General features: G+C 67.2%; 14 protein-coding genes and 1 pseudogene. 1 reads left to right on the top strand and 14 read right to left on the bottom strand.

Annotation, left to right across the window (positions count from 1 at the left end; genetic code table 11):
- Positions 1-17 precede the first annotated feature (17 nt).
- A complete protein-coding gene (gene rpoB / locus BLR41_RS02975) occupies positions 18-3500 on the bottom strand; it encodes a DNA-directed RNA polymerase subunit beta (protein ID WP_092626249.1) in 3483 nt (1160 codons plus the stop codon).
- A gap of 824 nt (positions 3501-4324) precedes the next feature.
- On the opposite strand from rpoB, the gene BLR41_RS02980 reads away from it, so the two are divergent.
- The gene (locus tag BLR41_RS02980; RefSeq protein ID WP_092626251.1) at positions 4325-7630 is read left to right on the top strand and encodes a CHAT domain-containing protein; all 3306 of its coding nucleotides are present in this window, start codon (positions 4325-4327) and stop codon (positions 7628-7630) included.
- 169 nt (positions 7631-7799) lie between these two features.
- Here BLR41_RS02980 and BLR41_RS02985 read toward each other — a convergent pair whose 3' ends face one another.
- The 13 genes and pseudogenes from BLR41_RS02985 to BLR41_RS03045 all read right to left on the bottom strand — a co-directional run bounded on the left by BLR41_RS02985 (position 7800) and on the right by BLR41_RS03045 (position 22506).
- Complete coding sequence (locus tag BLR41_RS02985; protein WP_092626253.1) at positions 7800-8906, bottom strand: ICP22 family protein; 1107 nt, start codon at positions 8904-8906, stop codon at positions 7800-7802.
- Between the two features lie 89 nt (positions 8907-8995).
- Positions 8996-9526: a hypothetical protein gene (locus tag BLR41_RS02990; RefSeq protein WP_092626255.1), complete on the bottom strand. Its 531-nt coding sequence runs from the start codon at positions 9524-9526 to the stop codon at positions 8996-8998.
- A gap of 136 nt (positions 9527-9662) precedes the next feature.
- On the bottom strand, positions 9663-10763 hold the full coding sequence (locus BLR41_RS02995; protein WP_092626257.1) for an MlaD family protein: 1101 nt from the start codon (positions 10761-10763) through the stop codon (positions 9663-9665).
- Positions 10763-12112, bottom strand: a complete 1350-nt coding sequence (locus BLR41_RS03000) for an MCE family protein (RefSeq protein ID WP_092626259.1) — start codon at positions 12110-12112, stop codon at positions 10763-10765. The genes BLR41_RS02995 and BLR41_RS03000 overlap by 1 nt, the downstream gene beginning before the upstream one ends.
- Positions 12112-13353 carry an MCE family protein gene (locus tag BLR41_RS03005; RefSeq protein WP_245693771.1) on the bottom strand — a complete coding sequence of 414 codons (1242 nt, stop codon included), beginning with the start codon at positions 13351-13353 and terminating at the stop codon, positions 12112-12114. The genes BLR41_RS03000 and BLR41_RS03005 overlap by 1 nt, the downstream gene beginning before the upstream one ends.
- Complete coding sequence (locus BLR41_RS03010) at positions 13341-14321, bottom strand: MCE family protein (RefSeq protein ID WP_092626263.1); 981 nt, start codon at positions 14319-14321, stop codon at positions 13341-13343. Before BLR41_RS03010 ends, BLR41_RS03005 begins: the two co-directional genes overlap by 13 nt.
- A complete protein-coding gene (locus tag BLR41_RS03015; protein ID WP_092626265.1) occupies positions 14318-15343 on the bottom strand; it encodes an MCE family protein in 1026 nt (341 codons plus the stop codon). The genes BLR41_RS03010 and BLR41_RS03015 overlap by 4 nt, the downstream gene beginning before the upstream one ends.
- The gene (locus tag BLR41_RS03020; protein WP_092626267.1) at positions 15340-16779 is read right to left on the bottom strand and encodes an MCE family protein; all 1440 of its coding nucleotides are present in this window, start codon (positions 16777-16779) and stop codon (positions 15340-15342) included. The genes BLR41_RS03015 and BLR41_RS03020 overlap by 4 nt, the downstream gene beginning before the upstream one ends.
- Complete coding sequence (locus tag BLR41_RS03025; protein WP_092626270.1) at positions 16776-17615, bottom strand: MlaE family ABC transporter permease; 840 nt, start codon at positions 17613-17615, stop codon at positions 16776-16778. Before BLR41_RS03025 ends, BLR41_RS03020 begins: the two co-directional genes overlap by 4 nt.
- Positions 17616-17619: 4 nt before the next feature.
- On the bottom strand, positions 17620-18411 hold the full coding sequence (locus BLR41_RS03030; RefSeq protein WP_092626272.1) for an MlaE family ABC transporter permease: 792 nt from the start codon (positions 18409-18411) through the stop codon (positions 17620-17622).
- 233 nt (positions 18412-18644) lie between these two features.
- Positions 18645-19799: pseudogene (locus tag BLR41_RS03035) on the bottom strand (ABC transporter ATP-binding protein); the annotation flags it as partial.
- 263 nt (positions 19800-20062) lie between these two features.
- Complete coding sequence (locus BLR41_RS03040; RefSeq protein WP_176797793.1) at positions 20063-22018, bottom strand: FG-GAP-like repeat-containing protein; 1956 nt, start codon at positions 22016-22018, stop codon at positions 20063-20065.
- A gap of 71 nt (positions 22019-22089) precedes the next feature.
- Complete coding sequence (locus tag BLR41_RS03045; protein ID WP_092626278.1) at positions 22090-22506, bottom strand: hypothetical protein; 417 nt, start codon at positions 22504-22506, stop codon at positions 22090-22092.
- Positions 22507-22710 lie beyond the last annotated feature (204 nt).

Here is a 22710-nt window from a genome sequence, read left to right on the forward strand (position 1 = left end):
GCGAACCGGCGACGAGGTCAGTTGACGACGTCGTCGACCGAGGGAGCCTCGTTCTTGGACAGGTTGATGCCGAGGTTGGCCGCCGCGCGTTCGAGGTCCTCGTCGTCACCGTCCCGCATCTCGATGGCGGCACCGTCGCTGGAGAGCACCTCGACGTTCAGGCACAGCGACTGCAACTCCTTGAGCAGCACCTTGAACGACTCCGGAATACCCGGTTCGGGGATGTTCTCACCCTTGACGACCGCTTCGTAGACCTTGACGCGACCGAGCACGTCGTCGGACTTGATCGTCAGCAGTTCCTGCAGCGTGTAGGCGGCGCCGTAGGCCTGCATCGCCCAGCACTCCATCTCACCGAAGCGCTGGCCACCGAACTGGGCCTTACCGCCCAACGGCTGCTGGGTGATCATCGAGTACGGCCCGGTCGACCGTGCGTGGATCTTGTCATCCACCAGGTGCAGCAGCTTGAGGATGTACATGTAGCCGACCGCCACGCGGTGCGGGTACGGCTCCCCGCTGCGTCCGTCGATCAGCATCGCCTTGCCGTCGCCGTCCACGACACGCTCCCCGTCGCGGTTGGGCCTCGTCGACGACAGCAGACCGGTGATCTCATCCTCGCGAGCACCGTCGAAGACCGGGCTGGCCGTCTTGGTACCCGGCTCGACGTCGTAGAGCTCCTCGGGGATCTTGCTCGCCCAGTCCGGATCCCCGTCGATCGACCACCCCTGCGAGGCGATCCAGCCGAGATGGGTCTCCAGGACCTGCCCGATGTTCATACGCCGCGGCACACCGTGGGTGTTGAGAATGATGTCCATCGGGGTGCCGTCCTTGGTGAACGGCATGTCCTCGATCGGCAGGATCTTGCCGATAACACCCTTGTTGCCGTGCCTACCGGCGAGCTTGTCACCGTCCTGGATCTTGCTCTTCTGGGCCACGTAGACCCGGACGAGCTCGTTGACCCCGGGCGGGAGCTCGTCGTCCTCCTCGCGGTTGAACACGCGGACGCCGATGACCTTGCCGGTCTCACCGTGCGGCACCTTCAGCGAGGTGTCCCTGACCTCCCTGGCCTTCTCCCCGAAGATCGCGCGGAGCAGCCGCTCCTCCGGGGTCAGCTCTGTCTCACCCTTGGGAGTGACCTTGCCGACGAGGATGTCGCCGCCCTGGACCTCGGCACCGATGCGGACGATGCCGCGCTCGTCGAGGTCGGAGAGCACGTCCTCGGAGACGTTCGGGATGTCCCTGGTGATCTCCTCGGAGCCCAGCTTGGTGTCACGGGCGTCGACCTCGTGCTCCTCGATGTGGATCGAGGTGAGCACGTCGTCCTGCACCAGCCGCTGGGAGAGGATGATCGCGTCCTCGTAGTTGTGCCCCTCCCACGGCATGATGCCCACGAGCAGGTTCTTGCCCAGCGCCATCTCGCCGTCCTCGGTCGAGGGACCGTCGGCGACGACCTGCCCTGCCTCGACCCGGTCGCCCTCGTTGACGATGGGCTTCTGGTTGATGCAGGTCCCGTGGTTGGACCGGGCGAACTTCTGCAGCCGGTAGGTACGCCGGTTGCCGTCGTCGTCCATGACCGTGAGGTAGTCGGCGCACAGGTCCTCGACGACACCCGCCTTCTCCGCGGTGATGACGTTGCCCGCGTCGACGGCGGCACGGAGCTCCATGCCGGTACCGACGAGCGGGGACTCGCTGCGCAGCAGCGGAACCGCCTGCCGCTGCATGTTGGCACCCATCAGGGCGCGGTTGGCGTCGTCGTGCTCCAGGAACGGCAGCATCGCGGTGGCCGCCGAGACCATCTGACGCGGCGAGACGTCCATGTACTCGATCTCGGTGGGGGCGAGCAGCTCGACCTCGCCGCCCTTGCGCCTACCGAGCACCCGGTCCTCGAGGAAGTTGCCGTCGTCGTCGATCGGTGTGTTGGCCTGCGCCTTGGTGTAGCGGTCCTCCTCGTCGGCGGTGAGGTAGTCCACCTGGTCGGTGACCACACCGTCGACCACCTTGCGGTAGGGCGTCTCGATGAACCCGAACGGATTGACCCGGCCGAAGGTGGCCAGTGAACCGATCAGACCGATGTTCGGCCCTTCCGGTGTCTCGATCGGGCACATCCGGCCGTAGTGCGAGGGGTGGACGTCACGAACCTCGACACCCGCACGCTCCCTGGAGAGACCTCCCGGGCCCAGCGCCGAGAGCCTGCGCTTGTGCGTCAGGCCGGCCAGGGGGTTGGTCTGGTCCATGAACTGGGAGAGCTGCGAGGTGCCGAAGAACTCCTTGATCGCAGCGACGACCGGGCGAATGTTGATCAGCGTCTGCGGTGTGATCGCCTCGACGTCCTGGGTCGTCATGCGCTCGCGGACGACGCGCTCCATTCGGGAGAGCCCGACCCGCACCTGGTTCTGGATCAACTCGCCCACGGTGCGCAGCCTGCGGTTGCCGAAGTGGTCGATGTCGTCGAGCTCGACCGGGACGTCGTTGTCCTCCGACCCCATCGAGTTCTCGCCCGCGTGCAGCCGGACCAGGTACTCGATGGTGGTGGCGATGTCGTCGTGCGTGAGCACGCCCGAGGTGAACGGCAGGTCGATGCCGAGCTTCTTGTTGACCTTGTAGCGGCCGACGCGGGCGAGGTCGTACCGCTTCTCCTTGAAGAAGAGGTTCTCCAGCAGCGTCTGCGCGCTCTCCTTCGTCGGCGGCTCGCCGGGACGCAGTTTGCGGTAGATGTCCAGCAGGGCCTCGTCCTGGCCCGAGGTGTGGTCCTTCTCCAGGGTCGACAGCATCGTCTCGGAGAAGCCGAACCGCTCGCGGATACCCTCGGCGGTCCATCCCAGCGCCTTGAGCAGGACGGTGACCGGCTGCCTGCGCTTGCGGTCGATCCGCACACCGACGGTGTCGCGCTTGTCGACGTCGAACTCCAGCCAGGCACCCCTGCTCGGGATGATCTTCGCGCTGTAGACGTCCTTGTCCGTCGACTTGTCGACGGTCTGGTCGAAGTAAACGCCGGGCGAACGGACCAGCTGCGAGACCACGACACGCTCGGTGCCGTTGATGATGAAAGTGCCCTTGTCGCTCATCACGGGGAAGTCCCCCATGAAGACCGTCTGGCTCTTGATCTCGCCCGTCGTCTGGTTTATGAACTCCGCCGTGACGAACAGCGGAGCGGCGTAGGTCATGTCCTTGTCTTTGCACTCCTCGATGGAGGCCTTGACCTCGTCGAATCGCGGGTCGGAAAAGGACAGCGACATGGAGCCCGAGAAGTCCTCGATCGGTGAGATCTCGTTGAGGACCTCTCCCAGACCGCCAACGGGCATTTCCTCGCCGGCATCGACCCGGCGCTGGAACCAGGCCTCGTCACCGACGAGCCATTCGAAGGATTGGACCTGCAGATCGAGCAGGTCTGGTACTTCCAGCGGCTCACGGATCTTCTCGAATGAGACCCGCCTGGGGGCCCCAGGGATCCCCCTCGTGAAGTTGGAAGCTGCAGAGACCTTGGTCGCGCGGGAGACTGCCAAGATGCGTCCTTCCGGGACTCTGAACTGGCTGCAACCGCTTCCGGAGCGTTGGATGTAAGTGTCCGGATAGCACGGCTGTCAAGGGTGCAATGGCGCCCGCAATCCGGAAAACCCCAGCTCAGGGGTGCATCATCGGGTCCTCAGGCCAGGGAACGGAAAATGCGGGCAGCGCAACGTAGCAGTCTAGCGCGCGTGTCGCCCGCTGTCGAGAGGGGGCCAGCACTGGCCGCCTCGATGATCACCACATCACCCGCTCGGTCATCCCCTGACTCATCCGCTCCGGCGTCTGCCGGGAACAAGCGTGACCTCCCGGAGGCCGTGAGTCAAGAGCTCCACGCCGCATCACCCGCCCGACGGAAAACAGGATCACTCGACGTGGTTAGTAACCACGTCGTGCGCTGCTACTGTCACGCTACGCCGCGACCAGGGTCACACCCTCCATACGCCACTCTTCCGGCGAGCGGCAGCCGCGAACCCCGTAGACGCCGCACCCGCGTCCTGCACCGCCGCCGGGAAGACCACCCCGCCGCCCGGTACCCGACCCCCGCTGCCCGACGTACGGCTCGCTGCCCTACCGGAGCGCCCGCCCCGCCGCGGTGGAACCACGGAAAAACGTGGCCCGTTCCCACAGTCCGGACAATCGATGCGAATTTTTGACCGATACCCCGGCGAGGCGGCAGGAGGCGCTCGTATCGTCTGCAGCGAGCAGCGGGCATGGCACGATCGAGACGTGACCGTGCGGAATCGTGATCCTACTCTATGGACGCTGCCGGCCTCCAGGAGCCGGCCCCGGTTTCGCACCGGCGGTGACACGGGAGAACAGAATGGACCACAAGGTGAACCAGCAGGACCGAACGCCCCGAGACGACCGGACCGAACGTCCGACACCGGAGCGGGGGGCGAGCGGTACCGGCAACAGCTGGTTCACCAACGAAACGGAGGATCCTCCCGCGCAGGAGCAGCCGGGCGCGCACCCCCAGCAGCAACAGCAGGGCCCACCGCAGCAGGGTCCACCACAGCAGGGCACGGCCGCCGCTCGTTCGGCAGCCGCCCGCTCCGCTGCTCCTCGTTCGGCGGAGCAGGACGCCGAACAGCGATACGCGGACGCGCTGGCCGCGCTCAACAGGATGATGAGCACCTTCGACTTCAAGGAACTGTCCTGGGTCACCGAGGTGCTGCGCGCCACTGCCGGAGCGCTGCCGGAGCAGGACCCCTCTCGTCCCGGGGTGCTCAACAACCTGGGAAGCGCCGCCCAGCTCGCACACCTCGCCTCCGGTGATCTCGCGCACCTGGAGGACGCGGTGGCCTACTACCGCTCCGCCGCCGAGGCAGCGAGCAGCGAGGACCCGGACGTGGTCCTCTACCTGAGCAACCTGGCACTCGCGCTGACCGACTGCGCCAGCCGCAAGGGATCGGTCGAGCAGGCCGTAGAAGCGGTCGACGTCGCGCGACTCGGAGTAGAACGCACCGGGAAGGCCGGGGCGGGGAGCACGGCCACCGACTCGGCGGATCTGCCGCGCCATCGGGACACCGCGCTGATCCGGCTGGGCAACGCGCTGAAACTGCACGCCAGACTCGCGGCCGACAACGAGTCGGACGACGAGTCGATCGAGGTCTTCCAGGCCGCGCTACGGGAATCGAGCGGCCAGGAGGGCACGCAGCGCGCCGACGGGCCGGACCTGATGATCAGCCTCGGCTCGGCCCTGCTGCGCAGACACGAGCGAACCACCGATCCGAACGACCTCGACGAGGGGATCAAGTACCTGCGCACCGGCGTGGGGATGCTTCCGGACGGGCAGCACCGCCGTTGGATGCTGCTGCGGTTCGCGGAGGCGCTGCGGCTGCGCTACCGCCAGCGGGGCGATCTGACCGACCTGCAATCGGCGATCAACGAGCTGTTCGGGGTGCTCGACGACCTGGAGTCGGGCAACCCGGTACTGGGCAAACTGATCTGGAACCTCACCTCGGCGACGGTGGAGCACCTGGACAGCAGCGGTGAGTCCGGCAATCTCTACCGCGCGTTGAAGACCATCAGCCCGGTGATGCGCAACCTGGCCACCGACGACCCGAACCGGGCCGTGGCGCTGGCGAGCTACGGGGCGCTGGCCCGCAGGCACTACCTGCACGCTGGCAACACCGCGGCGCTGGACACCGCCGTGGCAGCGGGCGAGGCGGCGCTGGATGCCGAAACCACGGCGGCCAAGCGCTGCGCGGTCCTCAACTCGCTTGCCTCCACACTGATCACGCGGTTCGAGCGGGCGGGCCAGCAGTCCGACCTGGATCGCGCGCACGCCGCCGCCAGCGAGGCGCTGCGGGACTCCGAGCAGCGCACCGCGCCGCAGTACACCGCCTACGCGCAACTCGGCGTGGTGTCCACGCACCAGCACCGGCTGAACTCGCGCAACGAAGAGCTGGAAACGGCGATCGAGATGTTCGACAGGGCACTGATCGCCATGCCGAACTCGGCCCCGGAGCGCGTCACGGTCGCAACCCATCTGGGCCGCGCACTGCAGACCCTGCACCGCCGCACGGGCAGGCGGAAGCTGTACCGGTGGGCTCGCAGAACACTGACCGAGGCGGCCACCCTGCCGACCGGCCCGGCCGATCAACGGCTCAAGGCCGCCAACCTGTGCGGCAGGCTCGCGGCGCAGGCACACCGCTGGTCCGAGGCACTCGAATCGTTCACGCTGGCCGTGGAGCTGCTTCCGCTGGTCACTCAGGGCAAGCGCGCGGTGGCGACCCCGACGGTGCAACGCCGCTGGGCCCATGTGACCGCCGACGCGGCGGCCTGCGCCATCGAGGTGGGCAAACCGGAGCGGGCCGTGGAGCTGCTGGAGCACGGGCGTGCGGCGCTGCTGTCCGAGCTGATGCCCGCGGGCAGCGAGCTCGGACAGCTCAACCTGAGCCACCCGGATCTGGCCACCGACGCGGTGCGGCTGCGCAGGCTGCTGGACCGGCATCCCGAGGAACCGATCCTCGGCGGGGTGGACGTCATCGACGACGTGCGGCGCAGGCGCTGGCTGGCGGACACCTGGGACGAGCTGCTCGGCGAGATCCGGAACGAGTCCGGCGACGACCGAATGCGGCCCTGGCAGTTCGCCACACTGGCTTCGGCCGCCGACGAGGGTGCGGTCGTGCTGATCAACCTGAGCGAGTTCCGTTCGGACGCGGTGATCGTCTTCGGCGGTCGTGCCCTGGTGGTCCGGCTGCCCGGTGTGACCCCGGAACTGGCCGAGGAGCACGCGGCCGCCACGCTGAACGCGGCGCAGCAGGCACAGCGCACGGCCGACACCGAACGAACCCTCGGTATAACGCTGGACTGGCTGTGGCAGCACGTCACGCGCCCGGTGCTGGAGCGAATGGGATACACCCGTACGCCACCCCAGGGAGCGCGGTGGCCCAGGCTGTGGTGGAGCACGCAGGGTCCCGCGGCTTTCCTCCCGTTGCACGCGGCGACGTCGACCGCGGGGGACAGCGCGTTGGACCGCGTGATCTCCTCCCACACGCCGGGGCTGCGCGTGCTGTTGACGACCAAGCAGCGACGGGAACGGACGGATGCCGACACGGCGCTGATCGCGGGGCCCGCCGACGAACGCACTCCCGAACAGCCGGGCAGGATCCCGGCGCGACACTGGTCCTCGGCGACCGTGATGTCGGAGCCCGACCACACCGCCGACGACGTGTTCGCCGCGTTCGGCCATCACCAGCTGATCCACGTCTGCGAACCGAGCACGCAGCACGCCGCCCAGCCCGCCGCCGGGTTGGTGCTGGACCGGGAGGACCGCGCCAGGTCGCTGAACCTGCTCGACATCGGGCAGCGTGACTTCGGGGACGGGAACTTCCTCTGCCTGGCCAGGTGCAGAACGAAGGACACTCCCTCGGCGGCCGCGCTGACGATGGCCGGAGCGTTCGCCTTCATCGGATTCGCGCACGTGATCAGCACGCTGTGGGCGATGCACCGGGGTCCGGCGGAGGACGTGCTGGCGGCGCTGTACGCGGAGCTGGCGCGCGACGGCGAGTTCCGGGCCGAGTTCTCCGCGGGAGTACTGAACGCGACCACCCGGCGACTGCGGCGGCGGTATCCGGAGGCACCGACGCTGTGGGCCGGTTACACCCACGTGGGGGTCTGAGCGCGGTTCGGCGGCACGGTCGGCGGCGTCGGGTCCGCGGGAAATCGACGCGCACCCGGCTACTGGGCGGAGGGGGCCGGGCACGTGGTTACCGGGAGTGCGACTCGCTGCCGCCGGGCATCGGTGCGTAGCCCTGCCGAGCGGCCCCGGCCGACCCCGCGACGGGTTGCTACAGCTGGGTCATGCTGCTGATCTTCCACTGGCCATCGCGTTTCACCGCGACCACGCTGAGCTGCGCCGGGTAGACACCGCCCTCCCCACTTCCGGTGCGGGTGGCGTTCTGGTTGACGAACAGCAGCACCTCGGCGCGCCCGTCCTGCAACATCGTCACCCCGGACTCGGCGACGGTGGTGGTCAACACCATCTTCTGTTTCGGGGCCTGTTCACGCACCGTTTGGAACATCTTGTCGTACTGCTCGACCGAATCGCCGACCAGAACGTTGCCCGCCGCCTTCTCCGTCTTGTCCATATTGGAGTAGTCGAAGGAGAAGATCTTCTCCACGGCCTTGCCGACCTGGCCCTTCACTTCGCTGGTCCTCGACTCGTCCACCAGGGCCCGGTTTGCCGCCGCGCCGCCGTGCCGCAGGGTGTGCGCGGAGTACTGGAACCAGCATGCCAGCCCGGCGAATCCCACGGTCAGCGCCAGCAGCACGGCCGTGAGCACCTTTCGATTGCTCCGCGTCGAACCGCCCCCGGGGGTCGTTGCCCCGGAAGCACTGTCGGACTCCTTCGAGGCACTGCCCGGGTCCGGACCGTCCGAACCACTGCCGTCCGCTTCCGGGCCGTTTCCCTCGTGTCCGGGGGGTGTCTCGTGAGGCCGTTCGGTGACCTCGTCCTCCGGACCAGTGGAGCCGTCCGGGAGGGCGGGCTCGTCCGAGGTGGCGGGGTCCTCCGAGGTGGCGGGGTCCTCCGAGCCCGAGTCGGAGGCGCCGTCCGTTCCACCCGCAGCCGTGGGTGACTCCGTCTCCTCGGCGGGTAACTCCGAGCCCTTCTCCGGCGCGCCGTGCCCGGCGGAAGTCACCGAGGACACGCTCTCGGTCGGAGCCGTATCACTCGCACCGGTGGTGGTGGGCTCGTCGAGCGAGAAGTCGCCGGACGAGTCGACCGGCGAGTCGACCGGCGAGTCGACCGGCGCCGCTGCGGCGACATCACCGGTGGCCTCGGAGGTTCGGGTGTCGCCACTGCTAACGGCACGGTTGCGCGCACCGGCCACGCGCGGTTTGCGCGCGGCGGAACCGCCTCGGCCGCGGCCGGCGGGACGGCGAGAGTTGCTCACGGGTGTTCTCCTTGCACGAAAACTGCGTTACCGACCGGTCTCGTGGCGACCGTGACGGATCGAGGTCGAGCGGTGCCGAGCGACACCGCTCACCCCGCGCTCGGGGTCATCCGGTTCAGCTTCCACTGCCCGTCGGTCCTGGTGAGTTCGGCCCTGACCCGCCAACGGCTGGTGGTCGGCTTACCACCGTCCTCGGTCTTGGTGATCTTGTAACTGGCGATCATCCGGGCCTTGCCCTGCCGTGCGTTCAACTCGGTCAGGGCCGAGGCCAGGATCTCGGCCTCGGTGACCGACTTGGCCTTGGTCACCTGCTCGACACGCTGTTCCCGGCTGCCCTTGAGCACCTCCCGCAGCGGCCCGGTGGTCCCGTCGATCGCGCGCCGCATGTCCTGCTTCACCCTGCGGTGGTCGATCGAGTTGAAATTGATCACCGCCTGTCTTCCGGCGCGCAACACGCGGTCCCGGGTGACCGCCAGCTCCACGTCGGAGTCGTTGGCCGCGAGCGCCCAGGAAACCCCGAATCCGCCCGCGGAGAGCACGCTCGCGACGAGTAGCACCACCGCCACCGGCACCATCCGCCAGCGGCGGGGTCGCAGCAGTGCCGAGACCGCCGATTTCATAAGAGTCCCCTCCCGAACGAGTGACGAACCGGCGCGGTCTCCCGATCGGGGGACCGGGACACCGCGCCCATCCGCTGTTTCGCGCTATCGCTGTTTGGCACTGTCACTGTTTCGCGCTGTCGCTCCGGTGTCGTCGTCAGTTACCAGGCGCGTTGTGAGCTCCGCGTACAGCGGTGGGGCTCCCCTCCGGCACATCGCAACGCGCGTCGGTGTTCAGTGGCACCGCGCCCAGCTCGTTGCCCGCGCGGCGCTCGGTGCTCTCGTACACGCAGGGCACCGGATCGAAGATGTTGAGCGCCAGCCCGAAGTGGGCGGAGCCGTCCCCGGGGGCGACGGTGAAGCCCCCGGCGCTGACCGCCGGATAGGTCACGAACAACTGTTCCAGTCCCGCGCTGTTGTCCGAGAGCGCCCTGGCCGTGGGGATACCGTTGGCGAGCAGCCCGGAGAGCGCGGGGCCGGTGGTGCGCAGCACCCCGCTGACCTGCTGCGCGGCTTCCGGTGCCCGGTCCAGTACCGCACGGATGTCGCCGTCGGACTTCTCCAGCTGCCGCGACACCAGTCGCAGGTCCTCGCTGAACGACCTGATGGCCGAGGACTGGTCGTTCTGCGTCTCCAGCACCGTGGCTCCGTCGGAGAGCAGCCGCTTGGTCTGTGGCAGGTGGCGTTGGGCCTCGGCGGTGAACTCGTCGGTGGTGTCCAGGATGCGTTGCAGGTTCCCGCCGTTGCCCTCGAAAGCGGTTCCCAGCTCGTCGACGACGGTGCGCAGCGATTCCTCGGGCACCGACTCGACGAAGGAGTCCAGATTGGCGAGCAGGTCCTCGACCGGCAGCGGGGTTTCGGTGTTCCGTTCGCGGATCACCGAGCCGTCGTGCAGATAGGGCCCCTCGGAGTTCTTCGGGCGCAGGTCCACGTACTGCTCACCGACCACCGAGCGGTTCGCCACGATCGCCCGCACGTCGCCGGGTATCCGCGGCGCGGCTGGCTCGATGTCCAGTGGGACCCGCACGCCTTCGGGGGTGAGTTCGAGTTCGCCGACCCGCCCCACCTGCACGCCCCTGTAGGTGACCTCGGCATTGGGGAAGATGCCGCCGGAGTCGGCCAGTTGGACGGTCACCACGTAACCGCGCGGCCCGAACAGCCGGTCCAGCCCCGCGTATCTGGCTCCGGCGTAGCTGACCCCGACGAGCGCCACGACTAGGAAGGCCGCGATCTGCACACGTACCTTGCGGGTGAGCATCAGTCACCTCCGAACAGGAAGTCGAGGAAGCCGCCGTCGTCCTCTCCCGAGGACTCGTCCCGCTCGGCGGAGGGCCCCGTGGATTCGGGCGTGCCGGACGTGCTCGGCTGCCCGCCCCGGCCGTTGCCCGGTTCGGCGGAGCCCGAGGACCGCTCGGAGGAACCGGCGGACTGCCCCGAGGATCCCGAGGTCAGGGGCAGCGGCATGTCGGGAAGCTGGGAGCTGCTCGACTCGCCGGGCAGATCGAGCAACGGTTGTCTGCTGCGTCCGAGGTTCTCGGAGATGCGCGAGAGGTTGAGGTCGACGTCCATGTACAGATTGGTGTAGTCGCCCTTGATTCCCTTCACGGCGGCGTCGGTGAAGGGGTACGTGAACAGGATCTGCAGTGATTTCGGCAGGTCCGAGCCGGCCGCGGCGAGGTTGCGCAGCACCGGTTGCAGCTTGCGCAGGTTGTGCAGGATGTCCTGCCTGGTCTTGTCGATCACGTCGGTGGCGACGCCGGAGAGCTTGTCCAGCGATTCCAGCATGGTCACCAGCTGCTGCCGCTGCCGGTTCAGCACCTTCAGGCCGGGTTCGAGGTCCCGCAGGGCTGATTCGATGTTGCCACGCTGTTCGCGGAGCGTGGCGCTGAGCCGGTTGACGCTGTCCAGCGCGGCGGTGATGTCGTCCTTGCTCTCGTCCAGCTCACCGACGAGTTGGTCCATGTTGGACAGCAGGTCGCGCACCTGGGCCTCACGGCCGTCCAGGGCCTTGTTGAGCTCCTCGGCGATGTTCTGGATCTGGGCGATACCACCACCGTTGAGCAGCATGGCCAGTGCCCCGAGCACTTCCTCCACCTCGGGGCCGCGCCCGGTCCGGCCGTTGGGGATCACGTCCCCCTCGCCGAGTTCGCCCTTCGGTTCCTCGGAGTCCGGCGGCGGGTACAGCTCCACGTACTTCTCGCCCAGCAGGCTGGACTGTTCGATCTTGGCGAGCGCGTTGCCCGGCAGGTCGACCTTGTCGTGGACCGTCATGGTCACTTCGGCCCGCCAGGAGTCCCCGACGAGTTCGACGTCCGAGACCCGGCCGACCGGCACGTCGTTGACCCGGACACCGGCGTTGGGCACCAGGTCGGTGACGTCGTCGAACCGCGCCTTGACGGTGTAGGGGTCGTCCCCCACGTCGGCCCCGCCGGGGAGCGGCAGGCTGTGCACCCCGTTGAAGTCGCCGAGTCCGCAGCCGCTGGTGACCAGCAGGGTGGTCAGCAGGGCCAGCGAGACGCGACGCAACGGCCGGAACCGCGCGGTGGGGGTTCGAACCGCGGCGGTCCGAGCGGTGCCGGGGTCGGACGGTGTGTGCGGCGTGGCCATCACTGTCCTTTCGGTCCGGACCCTTGCGAGCCCTGGAAGAGCTCGTCGCTGCTGCGCTGCAGCGGCAGCGGCAGATCTGGCTTGCTGCCCTGCTCCAGCTTGGCGATGGTCTCCGTCGGGTCGAGCAGTTCACCGCCGTTGCCCAGGAAGGAACTCACCGACTCGCAACCGTCGCGCAGTCCCGACGGCACGTTCGCCAGCGAGCCCTGCTGGCTCTCCGGCCTGATCTGCTTGAACAGCTTGCACAGCAGCACCAGCGGGGGCTGCCGCAGCTCGTTAAGGTTGGCCCTAGTGTCGAGGGTCCCGGAAGCGGCGTTGTAGGAGTTCTGCAGGTTGCCCAGCGCCAGGGGCGCGTCGGTCAGCGTCTCGCGCAGTGCCTTGTTCTGCTCCGCCAACACCTTGGCCACCGAATTGAGCTGCTCGACGTTGCTGCGCAGCTTCCCGCGGTTTTCCCGCACGAACTTCTCGACCTTGTCCAGCGCCAGGGCCAGTTCGGACAGTGCCGTGTCGAGGTCGTCGCGCTGCGAGGCGAGCAGCTGGTTGATGTCGCGCATCTGGCTGTTGAAGTCGCGGACCTGCTCGTCGTTCTCGGCGAGGTTGGAGGTGATCCGCTGCAGCTGGTCCACGGTGGAGAACAGGTCCTCGCTGCTGCCGGACAGCGTGCTGCCGGCTTCGCCGAGGTCGCGCAGGGTGCGGGAGATCAGCTCACCGTTGCCCTCCAGGGTTTTCGCGCTGGTGCGCAGCAGCCTGCTGAGTTCACCGTTGGAGTTGGCGCCCTCCGGGCCGAGCGCGGTGGAGAGTTCGTCGAGACTGCGGTAGACCTCGTCGATCTCCACCGGCGTCACGGTGCGCTCGTTGGGGATGGTCGCCCCGGCCGCCAGCTTCGGGCCGCCGTCGTAGACCGGGGTCAGCTGCACGAACCTGCCGCTCACCACGCTGGGCGAGATCACGGCGGCTCCCGCGTCGGCGGGGATCCGCAACGAGCGGCGCACGCTCAGCTCCACCCGGACCCGGTTCGGTTGCGGTGTCACGGTGTCGATGCTTCCCACCTGCACACCGAGCACACGCACCTCGCCCCCCTCGTAGAGGCCGACCGCGTTGTCGAAGTAGGCGACGACGCGGCGCTGGTCCACCCCGTAGAACACCCACCACACGGCCGCGGTGACCAGCAGCGCGAGCACGCTTCCCAGCGCCAACGACCTGGTCAGGGGAGGTTTGCCCAGTCGGTTCATGGCAGACATCCCTCCTGGTTGATCGGGCCGACCGCGGGTGGCAACAGCCCGCAGAGATAGACGTCGAACCAGCGGCCGTTGCCGAGCACGTTGGAGAACAGCCGGGTGAACGGCGCCATGCGCTCGATGCTCTTGCCGAGGTTCTCCTGGTTGCGTTGCAGCAGCTTGGTCACCTCGTCCAGCTGCCGCAGCGCCGGTCCCAGCTGCGCCGAGTTGTCCTCGACCAGCCCGGTGAGCTGGCGGGACAGTTTCGTCACCCCGTCGAGCAGTGACTTGATCGCGTCCCTGCGCTGCCGCAGTTCCGCGAGCAGCAGGTTGCCGTCCCGCAGCAGCTTCTCGATCTCGGTGTTGCGCTCGGCGACGGTGGTGGCCACCTTGTTCGTCTTGTCCAGCAGCTCCTTGAGCTGGCGGTCCCGTTCGGAGATGGTGTTGGACAGCCGGGACAGCCCCTGCAACGTGCCGCGCATCTCCTCCGAGGTGCCGGAGAGGGTGTTCGACAGGGTGCGGAAGCTCTTGGCCAGTTGCGCGGTGTCGACCTTGTCGACGGTTTCGGACAACTGGCTGAAGGTCTCGATGACGTCGTAGGGCGACATGGTGCGCCGCAGCGGGATCGGCTCGGAAGTGGGCTGGCGGTTCTCACCCTTGGTGTCGAGGGCGAGGTACTTCTTGCCGAGCAGGGTGCCGACCTTGATGGCGGCCACGGTTCCGTCGCCCACCCAGGCGTCCTGCACGTCGAAGGTGACCTTGACGTGGGCGTCGTCCAGTTCGACCCCGGTGACCGAGCCGACCTTCACCCCTGCCACGCGCACGGTGTCGCCCTCGGCGAGACCGCCCGCCTCGCTGAAGTTGGCGGTGTAGGTGGTTCCGGAGACGAACGGCAGGCTCTTGTAGTTCATCGCCAGCAGGAATCCCAGCACCAGCACCAGCAGTCCGGCGATGCCGATCTTGATCGGGTCGCGTTTCCGGAAGGACTTCATGGGCGACACCTCGGCTGGGTAACCGGCATCAACGGTAGCGGGATGTCGGCCTCACCCACGCCGACCGTGCCGGAGACCTCGCAGACGTAGAAGTTGAACCAGGAGCCGTAGCTCGCGGTCCTGCTGATGGTGTTGAGCTTGTCGGGCATCTTGCGCAGGAAATCGCGCACGTCCGTCTTGTTCTCGTTGAGGTTGGCCGAGAGTTCACCGAGCCCGGCGATGTCCTGCTGCAACGGTGGCCTCGCCTGTTCGACCAGTCCGGCGGTGGTGTTGGTCAGCTCGTCCATCGCGGTGATGGCGCTGCCCACGGAACCGCGGTCGGCAGCCAACCCGGAGACGAACTCCTGCAACTGGGAAACCAACCCGGAGAGCTGGTCACGACGGTCGTTGACCGTGGTCAGCACCTCGTTGAGGTTGTCGATGACCTGGCCGATGACCTCGTCCTTCTCGGCGATGGTCTTGGTCAGCGAGGCGGTGTGGGTGAGCAGACTCTGCACGGTGCCCGCTTCGCCCTGCAGCACCTGGATGATCTCGAAGGAGAGCTTGTTGACCTGTTTCGGTGACAGCGCCTGGAACAGCGGCTGGAAACCGCCGAGCAGCGCGTTGAGGTCCAGCGGTGGCTGGGTGCGTGCCAGCGGTATGGTCGCGCCTCCCGACAGGTAGTCGTCCACCTCGCCCGCGCCCTGTCGCAGCGACACGTAGCGCTCCCCGATCAGGTTGCGCCACTTCACCGCGGCACGGGTCGACTTCGGCAGTCGTTGTTCGGCGACGGTGAAGTCCACCTTGGCCGTACCGTGGTCGACCAGTCCGATGCTTTCCACCTGGCCTACCTTCACCCCGGATATGCGCACGTCGTCGCCCGCTTTCAGCCCGGTGACGTCGGTGAACAGCGCGGTGTAGGACTTCGAGTCGCGCAGCCCCTGGTTGGCGATGGTCAGGATCAGCACTCCGGTGGCGAGCACGGTGACCAGCACGAAAATCGTGAACTTGACCAGCGGGCCGGTGATGGAGCGTCCGCTCATTCGTAGCTCACCTCGCTTCCGCGCAGCAGCGGCCCCACGAGCAGCGAACTCCACTCGGGAACCCGCTCGGGGGAAACGTTCATCGTCGGGGCGAGCACGGTGGAGACGAACTCGCGTTCGGCGGGGGAGTTCACCAGTTCGCTGGCGGTGGTGGCCGACTGCGGCGAGGTGCTCGCCGCCGAGTCGTCGCCCCCACCGCCCGAGGAGCCGTTCGACGAGGAGCCGCCCGTCGAGGAATCGGCCCCCTCACCGCTGGTGGGCAGGTAGTCCTCGATCCCCGAAGGCGGGTTGACCCCCTCGTTGGAGGTCTTGGCCGGCGGCGGCTTGTAGGAACCGTCCTCGACGGGACCGTCCGGCGGGTACTGCGGGAAGGGGGTGGGCGCGTTCTCGAAGTTGTAGCAGCGGGGACCGCGCTTGTCCCGGAATTCCGGCTCGTCCCTGCCGGGGACGTACTTGCCCCGGTCGGAGGTGATCTCCAACGTGATGTGCAGCCCCGGTTCGTCGGTGCCCTTGCCGAAGGCCCGGTCGATCCTGGGAACGAACTCGGCCAGGTCGTCGAGGAAGCACCGGTACTCCGGCGCGTACTTGGCCAGCACGTCCATGGTGGGCCGTGCCGAGGAGTTGAGCCGGATCAGGTTGTCGCGGTTCTCGGCCAGGAATCCCCGCAGGTCGTCGGAGGTGCTGGTGGTTTGCCGCGTCAGCACGCGCAGCTGCTCGCGCTGCTCCACCAGCGTCCTGGAGGTGGTGGTCAGGTTGTCCAGCGCGTTGAGCACGTCCGGTGCCGCCTGTTCGTAGGTGCGGGCGAAACCGACGACCTCGCGGAGGTTGCGCTTGAGGTCGGGCACCGACGGGTTGATCCCCTCCAGGTAGGTGTTCAGCCGAGTGAGGGTTCGGCCGATGTCGTCGCCTCGTCCCTCCAGCGCGGTGCTCAGCGCGTTGAGGGTGGCCGAGAGCTCGGAGGGCCGCACCGCGCGCAGCACCTCCAACGTGTCGGAGAGCACGTTCTGCAGCTCCACCGACGTCTCGGTGCGGTCCTGGGTGATCACGTCCCCTTCGGACAGGTGCGTGCCCGCGGGCCGGTCGGGGATCCGCAACGAGACGTAGCGGGAGCCGAACAGCGACTTCGGCAGCAGCCGGGCCGTGACGTTGGACGGGATGCTGTCGACCTTGTCCGGCTCCAGGGCGAGCCGCAGCGTCGCGCCGTCACCCGCGGCGCTCACCTCGCGCACCTTGCCGACCAGCATGCCGCGCACCTTCACGTCGGAACGGGGGCGCAGTTGGTTACCCGCGGACGCGGCGCGCAGCTGCACCTCGACCACCGGTTTGAAGGCCTTCTGGTAGATCGCCACGGTCAGGCTGACGAACAGCACCATGCTCATCAGCAGCGCCAGGCCCAACAGGCGCCGCTTGACCGGTCCGGGTCCGCGCCTGCTCATCCGGCGATCCGAACCGTGGTCGTCGAACCCCAGATGGCGAGGCTGAGCAGCAGGTCGAGCACCGCCGTGGACACGATCGCGGTGCGCACGGCGCGGCCGACGGCGATTCCCACCCCGGCGGGACCGCCGCTGGCGCGGTAACCGAAGTAGCAGTGCGTCATGATCACCACCACGCTGAATACGAGCACTTTGCCGAAGGACCACAGCACGTCCTGCGGCGGCAGGAAAAGGTTGAAGTACTTGTCGTAGGTACCGGGCGGTTGGCCGTAGACGAAGATCGTGACCGCGCGGGACGCGAGGTAGGAGGTCAGCAGCCCCAGCACGTACAGCGGGATCACCGCCACGAAACCGGCGGTCACCCGCGTGCTGACCAGGTAGGGCAGGCTGGGGATGCCCATGACCTCCAGCGCGTCGATCTCGTCGGAGATGCGCATGGCGCCGAGCTGGGCGGTGAAACCGGATCCGACGGTTGCCGACAGCGCCAGCCCGGCGACCAGCGGCGCGATCTCACGGGTGTTGAAGTAGGCCGAGACGAAGCCGGAGAACGCCGCGGTGCCGAGCTGGTTCAGCGCGGCGTAGCCCTGCAGCCCGACCACGACACCGGTGAACATGGTCAGACCGATCATCACGCCGACCGTGCCGCCGATCACCGCGAGCGCGCCGCTGCCGAAGCTGACCTCGGCCAGCAGCCGCAGGACTTCCCTGGAGTAGCGAACGATCGCCTTGGGCAGCCACACCAGCACCCGCAGGTAGAACGACATCTGGTCGCCCAGGCCGTCCAGGGTCCGGAGTGGACGCCGCGCCACTTCGAGCGCGCGCCGGGAGATAGTGGTCATTCCCTCACAACCTCTGTGCCGGGAAGATCTGCAGGTAGAGCAGCGTGATGATGAAGTTCACGGCGAACAGCAGCAGGAACGTCACGACCACCGACTGGTTGACGGCCTCGCCGACCCCCTTCGGTCCCGGTGGCGGGTTGAGACCGCGGTGGGCTGCCACCACGCCCGCGATGAAACCGAAGATCAGTGCCTTGAACTCGCCCACCCAGATGTCGGACAGCCGCGCCAGCGAGCCGAAACTCGCCATGTAGGCGCCGGGCGTGCCGCCCTGCATGATCACGTTGAAGAAGTAGCCCCCGAGCACGCCGACCACGCTGACCATGCCGTTGAGCAGCACGGCCACCAGCATCGCCGAGAGCACCCTGGGCACGACCAGCCGCTGCACCGGCGAGACGCCGAGCACCTCCATCGCGTCGATCTCGTCGCGGATCTTGCGGGAGCCGAGGTCGGCGCAGATCGCCGAACCGCCCGCGCCCGAGATGAGCAGCGCGGTGACGATGGGGCTGGCCTGCTGGATGATGGCCAGCACGCTCGCGGCGCCGGTGAAGGCCTGCGCGCCGAGCTGCTGGGTCAGCGAGCCGAGCTGCAGCGCGATCACGGCGCCGAACGGGATCGCCACCAGCGCGGTGGGCATGATCGTGACACCGGCGATAAACCAGCACTGCTGGATGAACTCGCGCAGCTGGAACGGGCGTTTGGGCAGCAGGCGGATCACGTCGAGGCCGAGCGCGAACAACCTGCCGGTCTCGCGCAGTGCCCCGGTGCCCGGAATGTTGGTTCGGGTCGGAGCGCTCACCGGTCACCCCGCTTACGCCAGAACCGGCGGCGTTTGCGTCCGTCGGAGGCGGCGGGTTCGGCCGAACCGACCGGCTGCGGCTGCTCCGGGGGGTGTTGTTCCGGAGCCCGCTGTTCGGGGGCGCGCTGTTCCGGTGCACGGCGCGGATGCGGCGTGGGCCGGGGCTGCGGCGAACCGGAGCTCGACGGGGTCTGCTCGGAGGCGGATGGGACCTCCTGCCGCGGGGCCTCCGGTCCGGAGTGGTCCCCGCTCGGAGCACCCGCCTCCTCCCTGGGAAGTCGCGCCACCTGCTCGGTGGACAGTTCTCCCGCGAATCCGGCCTCGCCGGAGAGCCGCACCGTGTCACCGTTGTCGGCGCTCCACTGCTCGGCATCGAGGTCGACCGGGCCGGTGGGGACGTCCCCGGCCAGGCCGTAGCGGGCGCGTTCGGAATCGGAGAGGCTGTTGACCACTGCCTGCCGGGCGCCCGGTTCGAGCGAGTCGAGATCGGCCATGACCCGGTCCTGCCTGCGCCGAACCGCGACCCGCTCGGGAACTCCCGGCGAGATGCCCAGCTGCGGAATGATCTCGGGAACCCCCTGGTCCTCGCCGAGTTCGGCGAGTTCCGCGGCGGTCTGGCCGGAGTCCTTCTCCTCGCTCATCCCGATGGGGCCGGCCCTGCGGCCGTTGAGGAACTGCTCCACGGCGGGTTCGGTGGAGGTCAGCAGCAGCTCCCTCGGGCCGAACATGGCGAGGTGGCGCCGGTAGAGCATCCCGATGTTGTCCGGGACGGTGCGGGCGGTGTTGATGTCGTGGGTGACGATCAGGAACGTCGCGTCGGTCTGCGCGTTGAGATCGACGATCAGCTGGTTGAGGTAGGCCGTGCGCACCGGGTCGAGCCCGGAGTCCGGCTCGTCGAACAGGACGATCTCCGGTTCGAGCACCAGGGCGCGGGCCAGTCCGGCACGCTTCTTCATACCGCCGGAGATCTCGCCCGGCAGTTTTTCCTCGGAGCCGACGAGCCCGACCATCTCCATCTTCTCGCCCACGATGTTGCGGACCTCGGTCTCGCCCTTCCTCGTGTGCTCCCGCAGCGGGAAGGCGATGTTGTCGTAGAGGTTCATCGAACCGAACAGCGCGCCGTCCTGGAACAGCACGCCGAAGAGCTTGCGCACCTCGTAGAGCTGGCTCTCCGAGCAGTCGCAGACGTCCACTCCGTTGATGACGACCTTGCCGTGCTCCGGGTTGAGCAGACCGACCAGGGCCTTCAGAAACACCGACTTGCCGGTCCCGGAGGGACCCAGCAGCACGCTGATCTCACCGGTGGGCAGCGTCAGCGTGACGTCGGACCAGATGTTCTGCGACCCGAAGGACTTGGAAAGTCCCTCGACGGCCACTTCGACACCCATCCGCACCTCCACGTCGCTCATCGGCACCCACGCCTGCACGCGGCCCGGGTCGCTGGTCAGACGGAAAATCTGACAGTTGTGACACGCTTAACGAGCGTTGTGCGTGTCACACCGCTCAACGAGACCGGCGCGGCTGGGTTACTCCGGAGTCGCGAACGGATTTCAGCGGATGGGACGCGGCGAATGTGCTCGTCGGGGCGGGAACGCAACGTGGCCGGTGCCCCTTGGTGGAGCACCGGCCACCGTTACGAACGTTCGTTCAATCAGAGACTTTTCGGCAGTGGAAGGCTTGGAACCGGATTACACATCTCAAGGTTCGTACTGTCCTCACCACAGAAACCTTCGATCCAGAGATCATCGTTCCTGATGAAAGAATCACCAGTGGACAGCGAGACGTAGACCTCGCCCTTGCCCCCATTCAGGAATGTGATGATGTCGTCCCTGCCGTCCCCGTTGAAATCACCAATACCCGGCTTCTCACCGGAGGGGGCGAAGTAATCGTGCCATACGCCTCCGCCCGCGAACTTCTCACCGGTGGACAGTGAGACGTAAACGAGGCCGTTGTCACCGCTGGTGAAAGTAACGATATCGTCCCTGCCGTCACCGTTGAAATCACCCACGCCGGGACGTTCCCCTTCGAGAGCGAAGCGCTCATGCCACAGGGCGTCGTCCTCGCGGAAGCTGTTTCCGGTGGACAGCGAGACGTAAACGTCGTCGGGACGCTTCGGATCGTCCTGCAGGAAGGTAACGATGTCGTCCCTGCCGTCACCGTTGAAGTCACCTGCCATCGGAATCTCACCGGCAGGGGCGAAGGAGTCGTGCCACCGCGTCTCCGCATCGAAACCGCTGCCGTTCGAGAGTGAGACATAGGCTCCACCGGAGGAGTTGTTGGGGAACCTCACCAGGTCGTCCTTGCCGTCACCGTTGAAGTCACCGACATCTACACTCGGAGTCACCGTCAGATTGACCTTCGACCGCCAACGCTGGAAAGGATTGAACCCGTCACCGTTGGACAGTGCCACGTAAACACCTGGGTTGTCGCTGGAGAATTTGTTGGCGATAAGCAGATCCGACTTGCCGTCACCGTTGAAATCGCCACCCATCGTCCAATGGGCACCGTCTAACTGCTCCTGTGTGATATTGGTAACGGAACCGAAACCGGCACCATCGGAGATGGCATTGCTGAATTCGCTACCATAGAGCCCCGTAGTGTACGCGGCGATGTCCTCGTAGCCGTCACCGTTGAAGTCGGTGCCGGCCTCGGTGGACACCGTGGACTCAACGGTGTTGGAGGCCGCGCCATCCCCGGTGGGGTAGACAGGCACCACCCGGTAGTGCCAGGTCTGTCCCGCCCGGAGCGCTTCGTGACGGAACCCGGTTCCAGCCACGGTGCCCAGCAGGTTGGCCTGCTGCAGCGGCACCTCGGCGGCGGTTGCGCCGTAAACGCGGTACTGCGCGGCGCCCGCGTCCACCCAGTTCAGCGTGTTGGCGTGCTTGACACCGGTCGCGGACAACCCCAGCATCCGGGAGTTGAGCCATCCGGTGATGTTGTCGGTGCGGGCGATGGTCGCCCCACGCTCGGTGGTGTCCTCCCCGAAGCAGCCGTGCTGCCACGAGGCGCTGTTGAGCCCGACCAGCTGCACGGTCTCATTGACCAACCGCAGCACCGGACCACCGGCGTCGCCCTTGCAGATGCTGGACTGCTCGGTCGTGCCCAGCACGGTGGCCGACCCGCTCGACACGGACTGCACGTCGAACGTGCCGGTGTGCGCGGTGTTCGGCGTCCAATCGGTCGCGGTACGGCCATACCCCGCCGACCGCAACGTCTCCCCAGTAGTGGCGCCCTCGGTCGTCAACGGCGCCGGAGTGATCCCCGAAATCGCGCTGCCCAGCTTGGCCAGCACCAGATTCCGATCGGTGCGCGGCACCAACTCCGTCACATCGGCGACCTGACCACCGTCAGTGGACAAATCCGCACGACCCACCGTGACGGTAGTGGCCGTGTTCGGCGGCCCGGCCGGAACCGTGCCCGGCTGCGACGGGTCCTGCGCGAAGCAAGATGCCGCCGTGGCCACCCACCGCGGCGCCACCAGCGCACCGGAGCAGGAGCGATCGCTGCCCACATCCACCTTGGCCAGAAACTCGTAACTGCCCTGCGGCACCTGCTGACCACCACTGAGCGCGTGAGCAGGCAACCCGGCCAACACCGTCGCGGCCACCGTAGCCACCCCGACGGCCAAACCACATCTCGATCTAGAACTCGACAAAACCATTCCCTTTTCGCTACTCATCACGATGCGCGTAGTTCCAGCAATGTGGCCGGACCGTTTTCGGTATTCTCGCCCTCACCGACCGGCGTGAAGGAGTTCTCGGCCACGTCGACCACCTCGGTCTGGCCCTCCACCGTCACGGTGGCCTCGACCGCGTGGTCATCCCCCTTCAGCGTGTAAACCTGGGGGATCTCCACTTTCAGATACCCGGTATTACCGATGACGCGGTAACACGATGTTTCGGTCTTGCGACTGTAGACCTCGATCAGCTCGTCCGAGGCAGCGCAGTCGGCCAGCACGATGTTCCCGTCACCCTCGATGAGCTTGATCCCGCGCTGCTGTTCGATGCGGTCCGCCCCCGGGTAGGAGTAATCCTCCACGATCGGCGGCGGTGATCCAGCGGCCACTGACTCGGTGGTGACGTCGTTCCCGGTCACAGCTACCGCCATCCCAGTCGACAGGGCGACTAATCCGGAAACGCCGAGCACGGCGAGTCGAACGGTATTACGCACAATTCTCCTCTCTCCGAAACACACAAAATAATCGATTCCCGAATGAAACGCGGATCAACTTAACAAAAAGACAAAAATATAAACAGCGTTTCCGGTAAAATATCGCGATCATCACACTCTAAAACAGGG

It is taken from the genome of Actinopolyspora mzabensis, from assembly GCF_900101095.1.
Classification (GTDB): domain Bacteria; phylum Actinomycetota; class Actinomycetes; order Mycobacteriales; family Pseudonocardiaceae; genus Actinopolyspora; species Actinopolyspora mzabensis.